Below are 19,223 nucleotides of genomic sequence, written 5' to 3'. Positions count from 1 at the left end.
ATTGTCAGAACGAGGAAACTGACCGCCAGGCCAGCAGAGCCTGTAATTCTGTCATTCCTGAACCGACACAAATGACGACAGATGTGAGTGAAATTTCCGTACTTGCTGCCTTATCGGATGAACTTCGCAGCGCGGCGCGTAACCCGAGGCATACCTGCGCTAACGACTTTTCCCCAGCGAGGTAATCAAGTGCTCCTGGGAAGGCATCAGAACTGATACAGGACGGTGATCCGTGAAGCTGGCCGTCCCCCGCCAACCTTCTCCCGAGCAGGGTAAAGCCGCCGAACAAAGGGGGGACTGAACACGAAGGACCCCATCAAGGCATCGTAGGATCCGTACTGTGCAGACGTAGGGTGGATAACATTCGACGCTATCCACCGCGTGTTCTTCATCGCACACACCGGGCCCGACCATAAGCCGGGCAGGCACCGCATGCGCCGGCGTACAACCGCGAACGGTTGTACGCCTTACGGTGTTCAGGGGTTGGAGCGGGCCATCCCGGAAGAGCGGGCCCTCCATCACTCAAGGTTCCCGCAGGTCCAACACCTTCAGCGCGGGATCGGCCTTGATCTGTTCCTCGGTGAACGGCAACTCCGGCCACTGCTGCCTGGCGAACAGTTCGGTCTGGTCGCGGTAGTGCGGCGAGCCGGGCTCGCTGGATTGCGAGAAGGCCAGCAGCCCCCGTGCCTGCGGGCCGTCGTCGGTGAAGCTCACCAGCTGGATGTAGCTGCTGCCGCTGAGCACCCGGTAGTGATCGCCCTGCCACTCCGAGTGAATCGCGTTGTATACGCCCTCCTCCCCGGTGCCGCCGGGAATGCCCAGGCGTGCGTTCAGGTCGCCCACGCCCTGCAGTTGGCCCCAGGTTTCATCGGCGCGGATGTTGCGTCCATCGATTTCCTTCGCCGCCGCCAGCAGCGCCTCCCGGGCCTGGCGCCGGACCTCGGGCTGGTCCAGGGCGATACCCGATGGGGTCGCCAGCGGCAGCTTGGGGTCGAAAGGCCGGCGCCAGGCGTCGGGGATCTTCTCGAAGCGATCGACGAAGGCCTGGAAGTAGGCGAAACCTGGGTTGCTGTCGAGGTTCACATGGCGGTCCCAGGCGCCCAGCGCCGAGCAGGCCGCGGCGGCACCGTCGGGTACTGGCTGGCAGAGTTGCAGCAGGTCGTCCAGCAGCAGGTCGGCGAGGTACACGCGGTTGTCGGTGACCATTTTCCGCAGGTCGTCCGGGCTGATCTTGCCGTCGCCCTTCAGACGCGTCAGGGCGAAGCGGGTGCGGGCACCGACCGGGATCGAGTCGCGGCTGACCAGCGGCGAGAAACCGGTCAGCGGCGCCTGAGGGTTGCTCAACCAGGCGCTGTCGTTGGAGTTCTGCACGAAGTCCTCGCGCAGCAGCGCGGGCATCTGCGTCGGCGGCGTCAGGCCCGGACGGGCACCCGGCGCACCGCCCAATCGCAGGCCCGGCGACTGCCCTGCAGTACCGGCAGCCCCTGTTTCTGGAATCCGGCGACAGTGCAGTCAGCCAGTTGCTGCGCGCTGAGATAAGGCACCACCGACTGGTTGAGGTAGAGCACCTGGCCACCGGCGTCGGTGGCCAGGGTATTCACCCACGGGATGCCCTGCAGGCGCTCGATGCTGCCACGCAGTTCGTCGAGGCTACGTGCGTGGTCGATGGCGTACCACTGCTGCAGCACCCGGTCGTTGTTCAGGTTGGCGTCGCGCAGGGCGAAGGCTTCCCCGGCGCTCCAGGGAAACTTGCCGGGGACGCTGAGCAGCGGACCATATTCGGATTCGTACAGCGTATGGCTGCGCGTGCTCATGCGTCCGTCAGCCTCGCGTACCCGCACCCGTAGCGTGACCTCGCGCAGCGGGCGCGACTGACCGTCGACGCGGTAGCGGTGGCTGTCCTGCGGATCGAGCTCGAGGCGATACAGGGTAAAGTGGCTGGAGGTATCCACGGTGTGGCTCCAGGCCAGGTCACGGCTGAAGCCGATGTTCACCAGCGGCATGCCCGGCAGCGCGGCGCCCATCACGTCGAGTTGGCCGGGAATGCTCAGGTGCATCTGGTAGAAACGCAGCGCGCCGGACCAGGGAAAGTGCGGATTGCCCAGCAACAGCCCGCCGCCCTCCGCCGAACGCTCGCTGCCCACTGCCACTGCGTTGCTGCCGTGGTCCTGGTGGAAGGTCGCGCGGCGCTCCATCGAGGCCAGTACCTCGTCGTCGCTCACCACCGAGGTCGTCGCTTGCCCGGGAGGTGTGGCGGCCAGCATCGCTTCGGCGAACTGCCCGGCGCCGGACTGCACCAGCAGGCGACGGGTCAGACGCAGCAGATCGTCGGCCTCGATCGGCCGCAACCACGCCTTGCCCGCGCATTGCGTAGCGGTCGCCTGGGTTTCCCACAGCCAGCGGTTGTAACCCGCGGCGTAGCCGTCCAGCAGATCGCGGATCGGCTGCGGCTGCGCGCCGTGCATGCGGTGCAGGGATTCGCTGTCGTTGAGCCAGGTGTAGAAGAAGTCCGAAGGCAGGTTGCCGATACCGGCGGACGACTTGCCATCCGCGCCGAAATAGCGCGAACGCTCGCCACGCGCAGTGACGATTTCCTCAGCCAGCAGGCAGGCGTTGTCACGAGCGTAGGCATAGCCGATGCCGTAGCCCAGGCCCAGTTCATCCTTCGCCTGGATGTGCGGAATGCCGTAGCGGGTCCAGCGGATCTGCGCCTGCAGTTCGCTGGCGCCGGCCTGCGCGGGTACTCCAGCGGCCAGCAGGCAACCCAGCGCGGCGGCCGTTCGGAAGGTCTTGCTCATCGAATCCCTCAATCCTCGGGTAACGGCCGGAAGCCCGGCCAGGGGCACACGGTCGCGCCGCTTGCGCGGCCGCCGGTGCAAGCGGTGGATGGCGGCTCACGCCGGCCAATGCAGTGCGGTGGAATGCGTTTCGGCGTCCGTTCCAGGGCCCGTGCGCGGACAGGTTGCTGAGGGCATGACGTTCTCCTTCTTGTCATGGGCGCATCGCGGGAAAAGGCGATGCGCCTCTTCAGGGCAACGGATGGGACGCGCGCGAAATTAATCCTCGCGGGATGGCTAACCGCCAGCTTGCGAGGCTCTATCTCGGTATTCCTGCCCATTCCAGAGGCTTCGCGGGCGGTTCGACTTCAGCGCGTCGGCAGGGTTCCGGACTGACGTTTCCAGCGTCCCGGCGACTGCCCCGTCCAACGCCGGAAAGCACGGGAAAAACTCGCCGCCTCAGCATACCCCAGGCACTGCGCGATGCCCTGCAGGTCCATCGGCGACTCGCGTAAAAGACGTTCGGCAAGACGCTGCTTGATGCCATCGTTGAGCACCTGAAGACTCTGCCCTTCCTCCGCCAGACGCCGTTGCAGCGTGCGCTCGGAAAGGCCCAGCCGCTCAGCCACCTGCGCGGCGCCCAGCAGGGTCGCGGAGTCGCGCAGCAGCAATTGCTGCACCTGCCGCGCAGTGGCTGTGGCGGCCAGGGTCAGGGCCAGTTCGCCGCACAGGCGTTCGCACAGTTGCTCGCCGCTGTCGCGGGCGCTGATCTGCGCCTGGGGCAACGGCACCCGCAAATCCTCCGCGGCAAACAGCATTGCGTTGCGCGGAGCATCGAAGCTGGGCGCGATGCCGAACATCTCGCGGAACGCTCCGTCATCCGCCGGCGCGGCACAGCGCAGCTCGATGGCCAATGGTTGCAGCGGTCGTTGCAGCAATTCGCCGGACAGTTGCCAGCACCCGGCGATACCCCGTTCCACCACAAAGGCGCGGGCGTCCTCGGGCAGCACGCGGTCATCGAACAGCAGCCACAGCCCGCGCGCCTCCAGCTCGCTGCTGACCGGACAAAGGGTCAGCGCGAGGCTCTGGAAGCGCCCGAAGGTCTCGAAGGCCTCCTGCAGCGTACGGCTGGCGAGCATGGTGAAACCCAGCAACCCCAGCGAGGTGAGGTGATAGCGCCGTCCGGTAGACAGGCCAAGACCGGGCCGAGCGACCCGCTGCAGCAGATTGCGGATCACCGCCAGCTCCTGCCATGCCTGGATACGCCCGGCGCGTGCCTGCAGGTCCGCCGGCGCAATGGCGCTACCCACCAGGCACTCGTCCTCGGCCAGCCCCTCCTCGCGGGCGCTGTCGAGCAGGTAGCGTACGCCGGTGATCTCACGGGTCTGGCGCCAATCCATCGCGGGCTCCTTGGTGGTTTGCTCTGGCGGAAAAAATCAATTTTTGGCGGATTTCATCATGGAAGAAAGCCCGCGCGCTGACCATCCTTGAGTGGCCAACAACACCCACAAGAGGCATCCCCATGTTCGAGTTCTTCTACGCACTGCCGAGTCAGAACCGCGCAGCCGACTACCGCCACTTCAGTATCGTCCCCGCCACCGGCGCCATCGGTGCGGACGTCACCGGCGCCGATCTCAAGCAACTGGGCGAGGAAGGGTTCGCCGAGCTGCGCCAGGCCCTGCTGGCACACAAGGTGCTGTTCATCCGTGGCCAGTCGCTCAGCGTGGAAGACCTCGAAGCCGTCACCCTGCGTTTCGGCGAGTTTGGCCGTGAGCCCTATGTGATCGGCATGCAAGACCATCCTCATGTGGTGCGGGTGGTCAAGGAAGCCAACGAGAAGACCCCGGTGGTGTTCGGTGGCGCCTGGCACACCGACTGGTCCTTCCAGGAGCGCCCGCCCGCCTTCACCCTGCTCTACGGCCACGATATCCCGCCGTTCGGCGGCGACACCCTCTACGCCAACCTGGCACTGGCCTACGAATGGCTGTCGCCCAAGCTGCGCGCCCAGCTGGAGACCCTGGACGCCATCCACAGCCCGGAGCGCGCCTACGGCGCCGAGGCCAAGCACAACGACCTGATGGAAAACATGGCAGTGCGCTACGGCAACCACGACGGCGAGGTGCGCTCCCACCCGCTGGTGACCCACCACCCGGAAACCGGCAAGAAGATCCTTTTCATCAACCCCGCCTACACCAGCGGCATCAAGGGCATGCGCCCCGCCGAGTCGCAGCCGTTGCTGGAGTACCTGTTCAGCATCGCCACCCAGCCCGCCTTCACCTGCCGCATGCGCTGGACCCAGGGTACCCTGGCGATCTGGGACAACCGCAGCACCTGGCACTACCCGGTATCGGACTACCACGGCATGCGCCGCGAGATGTATCGCACCACCGTGGTCGGCGAAATCCCTTGCCGCTGAGGAGACGCGCCATGAGCACCGACAACCATCACGCCGCCGCCCGCGCCCTGGCCCACGCGCGGGCCAGCCGAACGCCCCTCGCCGCACCGGCGGCGACCTACGTCCTGAGCGGGCTCGACGACGCCTACCGCGTGCAGGCGCTGGGCATCGACCTGGCGCTGGCGGCCGGGGAACACCTGGCGGGCGCCAAGGCCGGCCTGATCTCACCGGTGATGCAGGCGGCGCTGAAAGTCGACGAACCGGTCTACGGCCGACTGCTCGCGTCCCTGCGCTGCCAGCCTGGCGCACGCATCCCCCGCGACCGTCTGCTGCAACCCCGCATCGAGGCGGAAATCGCCCTGCTGGTGGGACGCGACCTGCCCGCCAGCGAGCCGGACCTTGCCGACCTGAGCGCCTGCATCGACGGCGCCGTCCCGGCCATCGAGATCAACGACAGCGCCGTGGCCAACTGGCAGATCGGCCTGCTCGACTCCATCGCCGACAATCTCTGTGCGGGCCTCTACCTCACCGGCGGCCAGCCGGTCGCACTGAAGACGCTGGAAGGCACGGCGCTGGCGGTACAACTGTTGCGCAATGGCGCGCCGGCCTTTCCGCCGACCCAGACGAACATTACCGCCGTACTCGACATCGCCCTCTGGCTGGCACGGCGCATGGCGCGCCTCGGCGCACCGCTGAAGGCCGGCGATGTACTGCTCTGCGGGGCGCTGGCGCCGATGTCGCAAGTCACGCCCGGGGATGACTTCGAGCTGGAGATCGAAGGACTGGGACGGATCGGCTGCAGCTTCGAGGGTTGATGGTTCTGCAAGCACGCTCGCTCGGCTGATGCGAGCTGTTCGTGCCCCTCGCCCCCGTCAGCCGTGGCGCCTGCAGCACGCTGCTACCCGGCGGTTCGCCGGGCGCAGCGACAAGCAGATCGCCATCGCAGCCTGCACGCCTGGCGGACGCTATCCGCCGCTAGCATTCGCCACAGCTCAGGCCCCCGACTGCCCGTCCATCCAGCGCCGGTACTGCCGGGTGCGCCGTTGCGTGCGCCATTGCTCCAGCAACAACGCGCGCAGCGGCGAGGCTTGCGGATCGGGGCGGCGGCTGTCGCCCAGGCGGCGCAGTTGCAACTTGACCAAGGCCATGTAGGCCAGCGCCGCCAGCGGCTTCGAGCGCCAGCGGATCGGCCGCAACTGCGGCTGCGCATCGTGGCCGGCGCGCCAGTGCTCGACCAGCCCCGGCTCCAGCGCCAGCGCAGTGCCGATGCCGACCATGTCCAGGCCACTGTCCAGCACCTGTTCGGCGACCGCCAGGCGGCGGATCCCCCCGGTGACCATCAGCGGCATCCGCGCGCCATCGCGCATTTCGCGGGCAAACTCGAGGAAATAGGCCTCGCGGGCCAAGGTGCGCCCATCGCGTGCGTCGCCCTGCATCGCCGGCGCCTCGTAGCTGCCGCCGGAGAGCTCGACCAGGTCCACCGATTCGGCATTCAGCCAACCGATGACCTGCCGGGCGTCGCTGGCATCGAAACCGCCGCGCTGGAAATCCGCCGAGTTGAGTTTCACCCCGACGCAGAAGTCCGGCGAGACTTTCGCACGCACCGCCCGGACGACCTCCAGCAACAGGCGCGCGCGGTTCTCCAGCGTACCGCCCCAGCAATCCCGGCGCCGGTTGCTCAGCGGCGAGAGGAACTGGCTGAGCAGGTAGCCGTGGGCGGCGTGGATCTGCACGCCGCTGAACCCGGCCTGCTCGGCGAGAACGGCGGCGCGGACGAAGCGTTCGATCACCTCGGCGATATCCGCGTCGCTCATTTCCCGAGGCACCGCGAACAGCTTGGAGAAGCGCCCCATCTCCAGCGGCACCACCGACGGCGCCAGCGCGCCCTGGCCGAGATTGGCCTGTACCTGGCGGCCGGGGTGGTTGAGTTGCAGCCAGAACTGCGCGCCGGCGGAGCGCCCGATGCGCGCCCATTCGCGGAAGCGCGCCAGTTGCCGCTCATCCTCCAGCACCACGCCGCCGGGACCGGTCATGGCGCGGCGGTCGATCATCACGTTGCCGCTGATGATCAGGCCGACGCCACCCTCAGCCCAGGCCTGGTACAGGCGCAGCAGTTCGGCCGAGGGCGCCTGATCGGCGTCGGCGAGGTTCTCCTCCATAGCGGCCTTGGCGATGCGATTGGGGACTTCGCCGCCGTTGGGCAGGCGCAGGGGCTGGAAAGGGGACATGGCAGGCCTCCATTGTTGTGGTGCCGGCGAGGTTAAGTTTAAAGTTCACTTTAAGGTCAAGCCCCTTTCGGAGCCCTTCATGAAAATCGGTGAACTGGCCAGCCTCAGCGGGCTGGCGCCCTCGCGCATCCGCTTCTACGAAGCCAGCGGCCTGATCGCCCTGGTGCGTCGTGGCGCCAACGGCTACCGCGAGTACCCGGCGGAAACCCTCGACCTGCTGGAGATCATCCGTTGCGCCCAGCAGACCGGCTTCAGCCTGGAGGAAATCCGCAACCTGCTGCCCCACTCCGCCCCGGCCCTGAAGAATGGCCACGACGAGCTGCTCGCCAGCCTGCGTCGCAAGGTGGCGGAAATCGAAGCGATGGAGCAGCAGTTGCGGCAGAACCGGGAACAGTTGCTGGCGGTGATCGACGGCATCGAGAACAAGCCCGCCGGCATGGATTGCCAGGCCAATGCCGAGCGCATGGTGGCCGAGATGCGCGAACGCAAGGGACGCAGCGAGAAGCCCGAACCTGCAGGAGCGGGCCATGCCTGCGATGAGCGGACAAAGTCCGCCCCTGGAGCGAAGCGCCCTGCCCCCACCGAATCCTGACTTCGCACTCCGGCCGGTAGCCGGCCCGTCACGCAATCACGGGCATGGCCCGCTCGCGGCATTCGCGCGACCGAACTGGCAGTGCTGGAGGTGGGCGGCGTGCTCTACCCCTGCGGCGCAATTCGCCCCGAGGTCTATCTGCGGGCTGGGATGACCAAGGGCTGCCAGGGTGCTGGCCGCGACTGGCGACGTGGATACGTGGGCCATCGGCTCATGGATCACAGCACGCCGTATCTGACGGTCGATCATGGGCTTGCGTTTCCGGCGCCCCGTGGATGCTGGCCCACCGAGGAAACTACCGTGGGACGTCCGGCAAGCCCCTGGCCCCTCACCGTGATTCGGCATTATTCGCGATATGCCTTAAGATGAGCGGTTGCCGAAAGAACCGTCATGGCCATAGCCATGAAGGGCTTTCATTCTTTACAAATAAGTATGGTGAAGATGAACAAGCCTTTCATTTCGCTGTGCCCTGAAATTACTCGGGCACACGCGCTGACGCTGATGGATTGGTTGGAGGATGAGCGCGTAACCTGCTATCTGAGCGATTCGCATCATGTCTCCCGCTCCATCGAACAAGCCATCAATCGGACTCAATTGCCGATCCTGACCCATCTATTCAACCGGGGCGGCCGATTCTTCATGGCCTATGACCGACATGACACCCCGGTGGGCTTTGTCCGTCTCATCAAGACCGGCTCGAATTGCGAGATAGTCCTGGTCATCGGAGACAGCGACAAATGGGGCCGGAACCTTGGCACCCGCACAATCCGCGAAGGCATGAAACTGGCCTTCCTCGACATGCGGGCCGAGAAGCTCATCGCCAAGATCCACCCGGACAACGGGCGCTCGCTGAAGGCCTTTCTGCGCAGCGGCTTTCTGCTGGAGAACGAAACGCCGGCATTGAAGTCGTTTTCCATGACCGCGGGGCGCTATCTCCAGTTCTTGCGCGAAGGTGCCGTTGGCGACTCCACTGAGATCTACATCACTGAAATCGACAAGGCCAGGCTCGAGAGTCTGATCGCGTTCGAGCACGGCCCGGCCGTTGTTGAACTCGAACATGAGCTTGAGCGAGCCATTGTCGTCAAGCCGCAGCAGGTGGCGCGCAATGTCGTGACGATGAACTCCAGAACCTTGCTGCAGCTGGACGACGAAGAGATCGAGGTGGCCTTGGTCTACCCTGAAGACGCGGACAGCAGCGCCGGGAAGCACTCCGTGTGCTCCGACATCGGTGCCGCCATCCTGGGCTATCAGGAGGGAGACGCCATCGACTGGCGAATTTCTGATCGGACCCGCCGGATTGGGATCAGGAAAGTACTTTACCAGCCGGAAGCCGCGGGCGATTTCCACCTGTAATTGCGCCTTTAGCTCAGTGTTCGTCCATCGGCGCGAAGATTCCCCAGATGCGGACCGTCTCGCGCTGTTCACCGTCTATGACTGGGCTGCAGCGGACGGCTGGTCGAAATCGCGCGTTCGGCCAGCTCAAGGAATTTGACGACGAGCGAGCGGAAAAGACCATGGACGCATAAAACCTGATGACCGCCGAACTCAAATACGCCATGCACCGTGACGCGCCATTCTCGTGGGCGAAGTCCCGGAATGTACAGGATGGTGTGTTTGGCGGCGTAAGCAGGTTTCACACCTAAAGCCGAATAACCGTTATTTCCAGCCCTCCAGCCGCAAGGTCGCCCGCACCAGCCGCTGTTCCTCCTGCTCGATCTCCCGCAGGTTGTCGCGCACGCTGTGGATATGTTCGCGGGCGGCGCGCTGGGCCTGTTCCGGCTGGCGTTCGCTGATGGCGCGATGCAGCCGCGCGTGCTGGCGGTCGATCTGGCGCTTCTGCGGCGGGCGGTTGTAGAGGTTGTTCACCGAGGCGAACACGGTGCTGAGCATCAGCTCGTTGAGCGACTGCAGCGTGTGCACCAGCACCGGGTTGTGCGAGGCCTCGCTGATCGCCTGGTGGAAGGCGTGATCGCGCCGCGCATGCTCGCGCGGGTCCAGCGGCTGCGGTTCGTCGTAGGCGGCGTGCATCTCCTCGAAGCGCCGGTCGATCAGCACCAGGTCGGCCTCGGTGGCGCGCAGCGCGGCCAGGCGCGCGGACTCCCCTTCCAGCAGCGCGCGAACCTCCAGCAGGTCGTAGAGCGTGCGCGGCTGCGAGCGGAACAGGTGCAGCAGCGGTGACACGTCGTCGGCGCCGGTCAAATCGGCGACGAACGAACCGCGCCCCTGTTCGGTATCGACGATGCCGCGACCACGCAGCGCACGCAGACCTTCACGCAACGCCGAGCGCGAGCATCCCAGTTTTTCCACCAGCCGCCGTTCGGAGGGCAACGCCTGGCCGACCTTGAGCACGCCGTCGACGATCAACCGCTCGATTTTCTCGGCCACCTGGTCGGCGACACGCTGCTTGCCCTGTGCATAAGTCGTCATCACGGCTCTCCGTAACTGGTAGGACCAGCAGGCTCTCACCCGCACGGCTGTCCAGAACCCTAGCTGTCAGGACTGGGGCTTTCCAGTGTACGACCGTACAAGAACTGGTAGGACCAGCGCCGATGCCAGTGGACGCGACCTGATCGGCGGTCGCATTTTCAGCGTGCCGTGGCTCCACGCGACCGCCTGGCGGGCGCGAACAAAAAAACAAAATCAGAGCACCGTCAGCCTATGAACATCCTCTACGACGAACGCGTCGATGGCGCGCTGCCTGCCGTCGACAAGTCCGCCCTGCTGGCCGAGCTGCGTGCGGCCCTGCCCGACCTCGAACTGCTGCACCGCGCCGAAGACCTCAAGCCCTACGAATGCGACGGCCTTTCCGCCTACCGCACCGTGCCCATGCTGGTGGCGCTGCCCGAGCGCATCGAGCAGGTACAGGCGCTGCTCAGGCTCTGCCATGCGCGCAAGGTGCCAGTGGTCGCGCGCGGCGCGGGCACCGGGCTCTCCGGCGGCGCGCTGCCGCTGGAGAAAGGCATCCTGCTGGTGATGGCGCGCTTCAACCGGATTCTCGAGGTGAACCCGCAGGGGCGCTACGCCCGCGTTCAGCCCGGCGTACGCAACCTGGCGATTTCCCAGGCCGCCGCGCCGCACGGGCTGTATTACGCGCCGGACCCATCCTCGCAGATCGCCTGTTCCATCGGCGGCAACGTCGCCGAGAACGCCGGCGGCGTGCATTGCCTGAAGTACGGCCTGACCGTGCACAACCTGCTGAAGGTCGACATCCTTACCGTCGAGGGCGAGCACCTGACGCTGGGCAGCGACGCCCTGGACAGTCCCGGTCTCGACCTGCTGGCGCTGTTCACCGGTTCCGAGGGCATGCTCGGCATCGTCACCGAAGTCACCGTCAAGCTGCTACCGCGTCCGCAGGTGGCGCGGGTGCTGCTGGCCAGTTTCGATTCGGTGGAAAAGGCCGGCCGCGCGGTGGCCGACATCATCGCCGCCGGCATCATCCCCGGCGGGCTGGAGATGATGGACAACCTGTCGATCCGCGCCGCCGAGGACTTCATCCACGCCGGCTACCCGGTGGACGCGGCGGCCATCCTGCTGTGCGAACTGGACGGAGTGGAAGCCGACGTGCAGGACGACTGCGAGCGCGTCGACCGCGTGCTTCGGGCAGCCGGCGCCACCGACGTGCGCCTGGCCTGTGACGAAGCCGAGCGCGTGCGCTTCTGGGCCGGACGCAAGAACGCCTTCCCGGCGGTGGGGCGCATCTCGCCGGACTACTACTGCATGGACGGCACCATCCCGCGTCGCGAGCTGCCGCGCGTGCTGCATGGCATCGCCGAGCTGTCGCAGGAATTCGGCCTGCGCGTGGCCAACGTGTTCCATGCCGGCGACGGCAACATGCACCCACTGATCCTCTTCGACGCCAACGTGCCCGGCGAGCTGGAACGCGCCGAGGCCATCGGCGGGAAAATCCTCGAACTCTGCGTGGCGGTGGGCGGCAGCATCACCGGCGAGCACGGCGTGGGGCGCGAGAAAATCAACCAGATGTGCGCGCAGTTCAACAGCGACGAGCTGACCCTGTTCCACGCGGTGAAGGCGGCGTTCGACCCGGACCGCCTGCTCAACCCCGGCAAGAACATCCCCACCCTGCACCGCTGCGCCGAATTCGGCGCGATGCACGTGCACCACGGGCAACTGCCCTTCCCCGACCTGGAGCGCTTCTGATGCCCGACGCCAGCAGCGAACTGCTCGAGCAGGTGAACCAGGCGCTCGCGGCGCACACGCCGTTGCGCATTCGCGGCGGCGACAGCAAGGCCTTCCTCGGCCGCCCGGTGAACGGCGTGGAACTGGACATGCGCCCGCACAGCGGCATCGTCAGCTACGACCCGACCGAACTGGTGCTGACCGCCCGCGCCGGCACGCCGCTGGCGGAGATCGAAGCGGCGCTGGAGGCGGCCGGACAGATGCTGCCGTGCGAGCCACCCGATCATTCGGGCGCGACCTTCGGCGGCGTGGTCGCTGCCGGGCTCTCCGGCCCGCGCCGCCCCTGGTCGGGCTCGGTGCGCGACTACGTGCTGGGCACGCGGCTGATCACCGGCCACGGCAAGCTGCTGCGCTTCGGCGGCGAGGTGATGAAGAACGTCGCCGGCTACGACCTGTCGCGCCTGCTGGCGGGCAGCTTCGGCTGCCTGGGAGTGATCACCGAAGTCTCGATGAAGGTGCTGCCCAAGCCGCGGATGTGCGCCAGCCTGCGCCTGGAAATGGGCGTCCGTCAGGCGCTGGGTGAACTCGCCGAATGGGGTGCGCAGCCGATCCCGATCACCGCCGCCTGCTACGACGGCACCGCGCTGCACCTGCGCCTGGAAGGCGGCGAAGGCTCGGTGTGCTCCGCGCGCCTGCGCCTGGGCGGCGAGGAGATCGACAGCGGCTACTGGCAGGACCTGCGCGAGCAGCGCCTGGGCTTCTTCGCCAGCCCCGGCACGCTCTGGCGGCTGTCGCTGCCCAACGCGACGCCGGCGCTGTCCCTGCCGGGCGAACAACTGATCGACTGGGGTGGCGCGCAGCGCTGGCTGAAGTCCGAGGCCGATGCCGAGCTGATCCGCCACAGCGTCGCCGAAGTCGGCGGCCACGCCCTACGCTACGCACCCGGCGACGACGGCTTCCACCCGCTGCCCGCCGCCCTGCTGCGCTACCACCGCAGCCTCAAGCAGCAGCTCGACCCGCAAGGCCTCTTCAACCCCGGCCGGATGTACAGGGAGCTCTGATGCAAACCAACCTGAGCGAACAGGCCAGGCACCTGCCACGCGCCGAGGAAGCCGAGCGCATCCTGCGCTCCTGCGTGCACTGCGGCTTCTGCACCGCCACCTGCCCGACCTACCAGTTGCTGGGCGACGAACTGGACGGTCCGCGCGGGCGCATCTACCTGATCAAGCAGGTGCTCGAAGGCGCGGAGCCCAGCGCCAGCACCCGCGAGCACCTGGACCGCTGCCTGAGCTGCCGCAACTGCGAAACCACCTGCCCTTCCGGCGTGGACTATCACAACCTGCTGGACATCGGCCGCGCGGTGGTCGAGCAGCAGGTGCCGCGTACCTTCAGCGAACGGGTGATGCGTCGCGGCCTGCGCGCCGTGGTGCCGAATGCCGCGCTGTTCGGCGCGCTGGCCAAGGCCGGTCGCACCTTCTACCCGCTGCTGCCGAACAGCCTGCAGAGCAAGCTGCCGCGCCATCCGCATCCGCCCGTGGAGCGCCCGAAGCCGCGCCACACGCGGCGCATGCTGATGCTCGAAGGCTGCGTGCAGCCGGCCCTTTCGCCCAACACCAATGCCGCCGCCACGCGGGTGCTGGATCGTCTCGGCATCAGTGTGATCCCGGCGGCAGACGCCGGTTGCTGCGGCGCCGTGGACTATCACCTGAATGCCCAGGAACAGGGGCTGGAACGGGCGCGCAGGAACATCGACGCCTGGTGGCCGTCGATCCAGGCCGGCGCCGAAGCCATCGTGCAGACGGCCAGCGGCTGCGGCGCCTTCGTCCGCGACTACGGCCATCTGCTGGAGCGCGATGCACAGTACGCGGCCAAGGCCCGGCGGGTCAGCGAACTGTCGCGCGATCTGTCCGAAGTGCTGCGCGACGAGCCGCTGGAGGAATTGCACCTGCACGGCGATCGCCGCCTGGCCTTCCATTGCCCGTGCACGCTGCAGCACGCACTGAAGCTCGGCGGCGCGGTGGAAGGCGTGCTCACACGGATGGGCTTCAGCCTCACCGCCGTGCCGGACAGCCACCTGTGCTGCGGCTCCGCCGGGACCTATTCGCTGACCCAGCCGGAGCTGTCGATACGCCTGCGCGACAACCGCCTGCAGGCGCTGGAAAGCGGCCGGCCGGAAGTCATAGTCACCGCCAACATCGGCTGCCAGACGCACCTGGACGGCGCCGGCCGTACGCCGGTGCGGCACTGGATCGAACTGGTGGAAGAGGCGCTCGCCGATGCGCCTTTGGAATCCCGTCAAGACGAGGTGCAAGCATGCTCAACAAAGCCGTTCTGACCCAGCAGGAAGTCGGCCGCATCCTCGCCGCCGCCCGCGCCGAAGCGCAGCGCAACCACTGGGCGGTGTCCATCGTGGTGGTCGACGACGGCGGCCACCCGCTGGCCCTGGAGCGCCTCGACGGCTGTGCCCCGGCCAGCGCCTACATCGCCACCGAGAAGGCCCGCAGCGCGGCACTGGGCCGGCGCGAAACCAAGGGCTACGAGGACATGGTCAACGGCGGCCGTACCGCCTTCGTCACCGCGCCACTGATCACCTCGCTCGAAGGCGGTGTGCCAGTGGTGCTGGACGGCCAGGTGATCGGCGCGGTGGGCGTTTCCGGAGTGAAGGCCGGCGAGGATGCGCAGGTCGCCAGCGCCGGAGTGGCCGCGCTTTGAAAGCGCTCACGCGGCCCTGGCGACAGACAGCCACCGGCCGGGTGGAGGTCGTCGCCGGTCACAAGCGAGCCGGCGACGACACCCCGAAATGCTTGCCAGAATCAGCTTTCAAAAGCCCCGCTACGCGCCGCGTTGCGGGGCTTTTTCAATACCTGCCGGCGCGTGCGCCACCTGAAAGAGTTATCCACCGCTGACGCTTTGCCACCGACAACAACAAGGGACAAACCCCATGCAAACCTGGCAGCAGCTCTATACCCCGCTCGGCAGCCTCGGCCTCTCGGCCCTGGCGGCCCTCGTGCCGATCATTTTCTTCTTCCTCGCCCTGGCAGTGTTCCGCCTCAAGGGCCACGTCGCCGGCGCCATCACCCTGGTGCTGTCGCTGCTGATCGCCATCACCGTCTACCACATGCCGGTGGACAAGGCGCTGGCCTCAGCGGTCTACGGTTTCTTCTACGGGCTCTGGCCGATCGCCTGGATCATCGTGGCGGCGGTGTTCCTCTACAAGCTGACGGTCAAAAGCGGGCAGTTCGAGATCATCCGCAGCTCGGTGCTGTCGATCACCGTCGACCAGCGCCTGCAGGTGGTGCTGATCGGCTTCTCCTTCGGCGCCTTCCTCGAGGGCGCGGCGGGCTTCGGTGCGCCGGTGGCGATCACCGCGGCGCTGCTGGTGGGGCTGGGCTTCAACCCGTTGTACGCAGCCGGCCTGTGCCTGATCGCCAACACGGCGCCGGTGGCCTTCGGCGCGCTGGGCATCCCGATCATCGTCGCCGGGCAGGTGTCGGGCGTGGATGCCTTCAAGATCGGCGCCATGGCCGGGCGGCAGTTGCCGATCCTGTCGGTGATCGTGCCCTTCTGGCTGGTGGCGATGATGGACGGCTGGCGCGGCATTCGCGAGACCTGGCCGGCGCTGCTGGTGGCCGGCGGCACCTTCGCCATCAGCCAGTTCCTCACTTCCAACTTCATCGGCCCGGAATTGCCGGACATCACCTCGGCGCTGCTGAGCATGGTCTGCCTGACCCTGTTCCTGCGCGTGTGGCAGCCGGCGAACGTGCGTGAGACGGAGTTCTCCAGCATCAACGCCGACGGCACGGCGACGCTGGGCGGCCTCGGTAGCGGCGGCCAGCGCCAGGAGTCGCAGTACAGCTTCGGACAGATCTTCAAGGCCTGGTCGCCCTTCCTGATTCTCACCGTACTGGTGACCATCTGGACCATGAAGCCGTTCAAGGCGATGTTCCTGCCCGGCGGCGCGCTGGAGAACTGGGTGGCGGTGATCGCCGTGCCCTACCTCGACCAGTTGGTGCTCAAGGCGGCGCCCATCGTCGCCAACCCGACGCCCATTCCGGCGATCTACAAGTTCGACCTGGTGTCGGCCAGCGGCACGGCAATCTTCCTCGCGGCGCTGATCTCCATGGCCATCCTGCGCATCGGCGCAAAGAGCGGCGCAGCGACTTTCGGCGAGACGCTGAAGGAGCTCAAGTGGCCGGTGCTGACCATCGGCATGGTGCTGGCCTTCGCCTTCGTCACCAACTACTCGGGGATGTCCACCACCCTGGCGCTGGTGCTGGCGGGAACCGGCGCGGCCTTCCCGTTCTTCTCGCCCTTCCTCGGTTGGCTGGGGGTTTTCCTGACGGGGTCGGACACCTCGTCCAACGCCCTGTTCGGCTCACTGCAGGCGACCACCGCGCACCAGCTCGGGGTCAGCGACACGCTGCTGGTAGCGGCCAACACCACCGGCGGGGTGACCGGCAAGATGATCTCGCCGCAGTCCATCGCCGTGGCTTGCGCGGCCACCGGAATGGTCGGGCGCGAGTCGGACCTGTTCCGCTTCACGGTCAAGCACAGCCTGATCTTCGCCGCCTTCATCGGGTTGATCACGCTGGCGCAGGCCTATGTGTTCACGGGGATGCTGGTGCACTGACGTCATTCGTACCTGGCGTCAGGATTCACTGTAGGAGCGAGCTTGCTCGCGAACCGACTCCGCTGCGGGTGCTGGTTCGCGAGCAAGCTCGCTCCTACAAAAACAGCAGCCCCTCAGTAATCCACCTTCCCCCGCCCCGCCTTGATCGCCCCGCGCTTGCTCTTGCCTTCCAGCCGGCGCGTCTTCGAGCCCAGCGTCGGCTTGGTCGGGCGGCGCTTCTTCTCCACCTTCGCCACGCTGCGGATCAGCTCCGCCAGGCGGTTCAACGCGTCCTCGCGGTTCTGCTCCTGGGTGCGGAACTGCTGGGCCTTGATCACCACCACGCCATCGCCGGTGATGCGCTGGTCGCTCAGCGTGAGCAGGCGCTCCTTGTAGAACGCCGGCAACGACGAGGCCTGGATGTCGAAGCGCAGGTGCACGGCGCTGGACACCTTGTTGACGTTCTGCCCGCCAGCGCCCTGGGCGCGGATGGCGTTCAGCTCGATCTCGGCATCGGGGATCTGCACGGTGTTGGAAATCTGCAGCATGGGAAGGATTCAACGAAGAAATAATGGGCAGGATACCGCGCACCGCCGCACCTGTCCCGAAGCCATCTAGTTCGCCACGCAGCCCCCGTTTCTGACTTTCGCGTCAATTTTTGTATACGAACTTGTGTACAAATTTTTCTTGCAATGTCAGCAATTCACCATTAGAACCCAGCCTGTCACCGACCGCAGTTCACCCTGCGGGACGCCGGCCCCGAAGCCACAAAAAATAAGAACAACACAGAGGTGCAGCATGGTTTCTTCCGCGATGACGGCCCTTGGCGCCGCCCGCCCCCAACCCCGTTCCAGTCGCCGCCTGAGCACCGGCCGCCGGATCGCCCTCGGCACCGCGCTGGTGCTCGCCCCGCTGGGCATGGCGCAGGCCGACGATGACCGTTTCTTCGAGTGGACCAGCAACACCCTCGGGTTCCGCTACGGCAAGGGCTTCACCAACCCGAACAACCCGCACGACATCAGCAAGCGCATCTTCAGCTTCAGCCACGCGGACGGTTACCGCTACGGCAGCAACTTCTTCCACCTCGACGTGCTGCAGTCCGACAGCGACGACCCGCGCAAGGGCACCGACCACGGCAGCAGCGAGGTCTACGGGGTATTCCGCAGCCAGCTGTACGCCTCGCGGGTGTTCGACCTGCCGCAGGGCAAGGGCCTGGTGAAGGACCACGCCTTCACCTTCGGCTTCGACGCCAGCCGCAACAACAACCTCGGCTCGGCGAAGAAACGCGCGCTGGTGTTCGGCCCCACGGTGAAGTTCAACAGCCCCGGCGTACTCGATCTCTCGCTGTTCTACTACCGCGAGAAAAACCACTCCGGCATCCCCAACGTGAAGCACCCGGACCATACCTTCGACACCACCTACATGGTCAACCTGACCTGGCTGCGGCCGTTCCAGCTGGGCGACCACGGGGCGAAGTTCCAGGGTTTCCTGAACTACACCGGGGAAAAGGGCGAGGACTATAACGACAACGACACCGCGCCGGAAACGCTGGTGCGCACCTCGCTGATGTTCGCCACCCTGCCGGGCAACAAGCGCCAGCCGAACCTGTGGCTGGGCGTGGGCTACGAGTACTGGCACAACAAGTTCGGTGTGGACGGCGGGCGCGGCACCCGTACCTCGACGCCGACGGTGAACCTGGAGTTCACCTTCTAGCGTCGGGAGTGGCGGCGGTTCGCGAGCAAGCTCGCTCCTACGAAAAGCAAGCCTGCGCGATCACTAACCTGTAGGAGCGAGGGGGACGCCATCGTTATTGCTCGCGAACCCGCCCGGCACCAATCCCACCGATCGAAAGCCCATGAAAAAGCCCGGCAGGTCGTAGGGCGCATAACCTGGAACAGGTTATCCGCCGTTGCCGCGCGGCGGATAACGCTGGCGCGTTATTCGCCCTACAAAAGCTCCGCCCCTTGGCGCTGACATGAAAAAGCCCGGCTCGTGCCGGGCTCTTTCATTCGGACGCCACAAGAGGAATCAGCTCTCCTTGCAGGCCACACCATCAGCGGGTTCACCGCCTTTCCAGTCCTTGTACAGGGTGGCGTCTTCACCCTTGGTCCACCAGATGTACTGGCCGGCGGCGTACTTGGCGCCGGAGGCGGAGATGACGTTGGCGAAGACCAGGCTGGAAGCGTCGGTCACCGGCACCACGGCCAGGCTGTTGTCGCCCTTGTTCAGGTACTGCACGCTGATCTTGCGGCCGTCCTCGCACTTGTACGAGACGCTGCGCGAATCCAGCTTGGCATCGCCGGGCAGGACCAGCGCGTCGACCTGGGGTGCTTTCTTTTCTTCGCCGCCGCAGGCGACGAGGAGAACCGGCACGGCGGCCGCGAGCAGCCAAAGTGCTTTTTTCATGAGTTTCCCTCTGACGAAAAATGGCCCGGTCACTCTAGGAAAGGTCGGGCCGCACGGTCAATCGCGGGCGGCCCGTCTC

General features: G+C 66.4%; 15 protein-coding genes and 1 pseudogene. 10 read left to right on the top strand and 6 right to left on the bottom strand.

Features of this window, described 5'->3' with window-relative positions; genetic code table 11:
• Positions 1 to 522: 522 nt before the first annotated feature.
• A pseudogene (gene pvdQ / locus H681_RS08430) lies at positions 523 to 2,798 on the bottom strand (bifunctional acylase PvdQ).
• Positions 2,799 to 3,145: 347 nt separating this feature from the next.
• Positions 3,146 to 4,177: an AraC family transcriptional regulator gene (locus H681_RS08425; RefSeq protein WP_015476432.1), complete on the bottom strand. Its 1,032-nt coding sequence runs from the start codon at positions 4,175 to 4,177 to the stop codon at positions 3,146 to 3,148.
• A 122-nt stretch (positions 4,178 to 4,299) separates the two neighbouring features.
• Between H681_RS08425 and H681_RS08420 the strand changes: the two genes are divergently transcribed.
• Together H681_RS08420 and H681_RS08415 are read left to right on the top strand one after the other, a co-directional pair.
• The gene (locus H681_RS08420) at positions 4,300 to 5,193 is read left to right on the top strand and encodes a TauD/TfdA dioxygenase family protein (RefSeq protein WP_015476431.1); all 894 of its coding nucleotides are present in this window, start codon (positions 4,300 to 4,302) and stop codon (positions 5,191 to 5,193) included.
• Positions 5,194 to 5,204: 11 nt separating this feature from the next.
• Positions 5,205 to 5,987, top strand: coding sequence for a 2-keto-4-pentenoate hydratase (locus H681_RS08415; RefSeq protein WP_015476430.1), 783 nt, complete (start codon positions 5,205 to 5,207; stop codon positions 5,985 to 5,987).
• Between the two features lie 177 nt (positions 5,988 to 6,164).
• On the opposite strand, the gene H681_RS08410 is transcribed toward H681_RS08415, so the two are convergent.
• The gene (locus H681_RS08410) at positions 6,165 to 7,400 is read right to left on the bottom strand and encodes an NADH:flavin oxidoreductase/NADH oxidase family protein (protein ID WP_015476429.1); all 1,236 of its coding nucleotides are present in this window, start codon (positions 7,398 to 7,400) and stop codon (positions 6,165 to 6,167) included.
• A 79-nt stretch (positions 7,401 to 7,479) separates the two neighbouring features.
• On the opposite strand from H681_RS08410, the gene H681_RS08405 reads away from it, so the two are divergent.
• Positions 7,480 to 7,992 carry a MerR family transcriptional regulator gene (locus H681_RS08405; RefSeq protein ID WP_015476428.1) on the top strand — a complete coding sequence of 171 codons (513 nt, stop codon included), beginning with the start codon at positions 7,480 to 7,482 and terminating at the stop codon, positions 7,990 to 7,992.
• Between the two features lie 390 nt (positions 7,993 to 8,382).
• Positions 8,383 to 9,345 carry a bifunctional GNAT family N-acetyltransferase/nucleoside diphosphate kinase regulator gene (locus H681_RS08400; protein ID WP_041711826.1) on the top strand — a complete coding sequence of 321 codons (963 nt, stop codon included), beginning with the start codon at positions 8,383 to 8,385 and terminating at the stop codon, positions 9,343 to 9,345.
• Positions 9,346 to 9,648: 303 nt separating this feature from the next.
• On the opposite strand, the gene glcC is transcribed toward H681_RS08400, so the two are convergent.
• Positions 9,649 to 10,419, bottom strand: coding sequence for a transcriptional regulator GlcC (glcC, locus tag H681_RS08395; protein WP_015476426.1), 771 nt, complete (start codon positions 10,417 to 10,419; stop codon positions 9,649 to 9,651).
• A 231-nt stretch (positions 10,420 to 10,650) separates the two neighbouring features.
• On the opposite strand from glcC, the gene glcD reads away from it, so the two are divergent.
• From glcD to H681_RS08370, 5 genes are all read left to right on the top strand, one after another.
• Positions 10,651 to 12,150, top strand: a complete 1,500-nt coding sequence (gene glcD / locus H681_RS08390; RefSeq protein ID WP_015476425.1) for a glycolate oxidase subunit GlcD — start codon at positions 10,651 to 10,653, stop codon at positions 12,148 to 12,150.
• Complete coding sequence (gene glcE, locus H681_RS08385; RefSeq protein ID WP_015476424.1) at positions 12,150 to 13,190, top strand: glycolate oxidase subunit GlcE; 1,041 nt, start codon at positions 12,150 to 12,152, stop codon at positions 13,188 to 13,190. The genes glcD and glcE overlap by 1 nt, the downstream gene beginning before the upstream one ends.
• Positions 13,190 to 14,464, top strand: coding sequence for a glycolate oxidase subunit GlcF (gene glcF / locus H681_RS08380; RefSeq protein ID WP_015476423.1), 1,275 nt, complete (start codon positions 13,190 to 13,192; stop codon positions 14,462 to 14,464). The genes glcE and glcF overlap by 1 nt, the downstream gene beginning before the upstream one ends.
• Positions 14,443 to 14,841, top strand: coding sequence for a heme-binding protein (locus H681_RS08375; protein WP_015476422.1), 399 nt, complete (start codon positions 14,443 to 14,445; stop codon positions 14,839 to 14,841). The genes glcF and H681_RS08375 overlap by 22 nt, the downstream gene beginning before the upstream one ends.
• A gap of 229 nt (positions 14,842 to 15,070) precedes the next feature.
• Complete coding sequence (locus tag H681_RS08370) at positions 15,071 to 16,759, top strand: lactate permease LctP family transporter (RefSeq protein ID WP_015476421.1); 1,689 nt, start codon at positions 15,071 to 15,073, stop codon at positions 16,757 to 16,759.
• A 113-nt stretch (positions 16,760 to 16,872) separates the two neighbouring features.
• On the opposite strand, the gene arfB is transcribed toward H681_RS08370, so the two are convergent.
• Complete coding sequence (arfB, locus tag H681_RS08365; protein ID WP_015476420.1) at positions 16,873 to 17,286, bottom strand: alternative ribosome rescue aminoacyl-tRNA hydrolase ArfB; 414 nt, start codon at positions 17,284 to 17,286, stop codon at positions 16,873 to 16,875.
• Positions 17,287 to 17,656: 370 nt separating this feature from the next.
• Here arfB and H681_RS08360 point away from each other — a divergent pair, with 370 nt between their 5' ends.
• Complete coding sequence (locus H681_RS08360) at positions 17,657 to 18,451, top strand: nucleoside-binding protein (protein ID WP_086009600.1); 795 nt, start codon at positions 17,657 to 17,659, stop codon at positions 18,449 to 18,451.
• A 315-nt stretch (positions 18,452 to 18,766) separates the two neighbouring features.
• Here H681_RS08360 and H681_RS08355 read toward each other — a convergent pair whose 3' ends face one another.
• Positions 18,767 to 19,144, bottom strand: coding sequence for an MliC family protein (locus tag H681_RS08355; protein WP_015476418.1), 378 nt, complete (start codon positions 19,142 to 19,144; stop codon positions 18,767 to 18,769).
• Positions 19,145 to 19,223: the final 79 nt, after the last annotated feature.

It is taken from the genome of Pseudomonas sp. ATCC 13867 (assembly GCF_000349845.1).
Lineage (GTDB): Bacteria > Pseudomonadota > Gammaproteobacteria > Pseudomonadales > Pseudomonadaceae > Pseudomonas.
The sequence above is the reverse complement of the archived record's forward strand: the minus strand, read 5'-3'. Positions and strand labels throughout refer to the sequence as shown.